Consider the following 2,035-nt stretch of genomic DNA (forward strand, 5'->3'; position numbering starts at 1 on the left):
ATTTAGCAACGGAACCGAAAGTATCTCGAAATCATATCTTCCACAATCCTGGACGTTGGATGAATAACTATCATCCATTGTGTATTAATTAAAGTAAACCTATCATAGAGGTGGATTATCAACAAAAACAATACATACATTTAAAAGCTAAAAAAGAGAGCCTGTAGCAATCCAGGCTCTCTTTTAATTTAGGATTATTGGATAATGGCGATCAATAGTCCGTCATAACCTTTCGAACCAACTGTTTGAATGGCAGTAGAATCGATCCGAGGTTCATTGGAGAGCATCTCGACCATCTCCCTGATGCCTTGAACACTTTCATCTCCATTTTCATTCAAAACTTCTCCCTCGCGCACAACGTTATCAACGATTATACAGGCTCCTGGTAAAGCCAAATCAATAGCCCATTTTACATAGACGGGATTATTCTTTTTGTCAGCATCTATGAAGATAAAATCATAGGAATCACCTCGGGAAGATAGAGAAGGCAGAGTATCTACAGCACGGCCGGTTATAACTTCAATTTTATCTTTCAAACCAGCGTTCATCATATTTTTTTCCGCCACACGGGCATGTTTTTCGCTATACTCCAAGGTGACGAGTTTGCCATCTTCCGGAAGAGCTCTCGCCATCCATATACTGCTGTATCCGCCTAATGTACCAATCTCTAATACTCGTTTTGCTGACTTCATTTTCACAAGAAGGTTTAGCAGCTTTCCTTGACTTTCAGACACGTCAATAGCTGGAAGATTCGCTTCAGCGTTCGCTTGTAGGAGGTTATCCATAATAGGGTCAGGTGAAATTAAATAATTATTGAAGTAGCTGTCAACACTTTTCCATGTTTTTTCACTCAACTAAATCACTCCCCAATTTTTTCTGCACCCTTTCAGTCTACGCTGGTTTCTTTCAAAAAACTAGTTGAAAACATAAAGAGAGCGCCTCACTTTTTTTGAAATAGAGAAGCGCTCTTTATGTTATAGAACTCCGTAGGATTCATTTTTTTTATCAGTTATGAACATATGCCCAGGGGCATGTGTAAGCATGATTTCCGGCTTCATATGCATGGCGATTGCCTGTGGAGTAACTCCGCAGGCCCAAAAGACTGGAATTTCATCATCTTTGATGGAAACAGCATCCCCAAAGTCAGGGTGATGGAGGTCGGTGATACCGATCTCTTCAGGATTACCTATGTGTACAGGGGCTCCGTGAACGGAAGGAAAGCGGCTCGTCACTTGTACGGCTCTGATCACATCTTTGGATTTCATCGGTCGCATACTGACCACCATCGGTCCATGAAATTGTCCAGCTGGCTTGCAGTTAAGATTTGTCTTATACATGGGGACATTCAATCCTTCTTTAATATGACGGATTGGAATTTCATTTTCCATTAACGCTTGTTCAAATGTAAAGCTACAGCCGAGTAAGAAGCCAACCATACCTTTTTTCCAGACGTCAGTAAGAGCGGTCCGTTCTTCTGCTTTCTGACCATGGCGGTAAACGCAATACTTAGGCAAGTCTGTGCGTAAATCCGCATCAGGTGCAACCATAGGTGGGGCAAACTCCCCGGGGTCTGTTACGTCAAGAACAGGACAGGGTTTAGGATTGCGCTGACAAAAAAGCAGGAAATCGTAGGCCAGTTCTGTTGGGAGGACGACAAGGTTTGCTTGAATGTATCCATTCGATATGCCTGCAGTAGGGCGGTCCCATTCGCCCTTGCGGATCATGTTTCTTGCTTCTTCAGGGGTTAAAGTCGACAGGTTCAAGGGTGATTCCTCCTATTCGAATAATTGTGGTATTCCTTCGATTAAGGAAACACCTCCCATATAGGACATTGCAACAACAATGAGCACACCGAAAATCGTCAGCCACAGCGGGTGTTTATAATCACCAACAATTTTCGTTTTATATGCGGCAAGAAGCATGACACCAAGAGCGATTGGTAAAATAAGTCCATTTAATGAACCAACTAATATAAGAACTTTTACAGGTCTTCCAACAGTAACGAAGACGGCTGTAGAAATGATGATAAACCCGA

At 42.3% G+C, this 2,035-nt stretch carries 2 protein-coding genes and 1 pseudogene; all 3 read right to left on the bottom strand.

Annotated elements, in window-relative coordinates:
* Window positions 1-194: 194 nt before the first annotated feature.
* Window positions 195-854, bottom strand: coding sequence for an O-methyltransferase (locus LD39_RS07800; protein ID WP_035544874.1), 660 nt, complete (start codon window positions 852-854; stop codon window positions 195-197).
* Between the two features lie 120 nt (window positions 855-974).
* On the bottom strand, window positions 975-1,763 hold the full coding sequence (locus LD39_RS07805) for a putative hydro-lyase (RefSeq protein WP_035544877.1): 789 nt from the start codon (window positions 1,761-1,763) through the stop codon (window positions 975-977).
* 12 nt (window positions 1,764-1,775) lie between these two features.
* Window positions 1,776-2,035 (bottom strand): annotated as a pseudogene (locus LD39_RS07810) (hypothetical protein); the annotation flags it as partial.

Origin of the sequence: Halobacillus sp. BBL2006 (genome assembly GCF_000786645.1) — a bacterium.
GTDB lineage: Bacteria > Bacillota > Bacilli > Bacillales > Halobacillaceae > Halobacillus.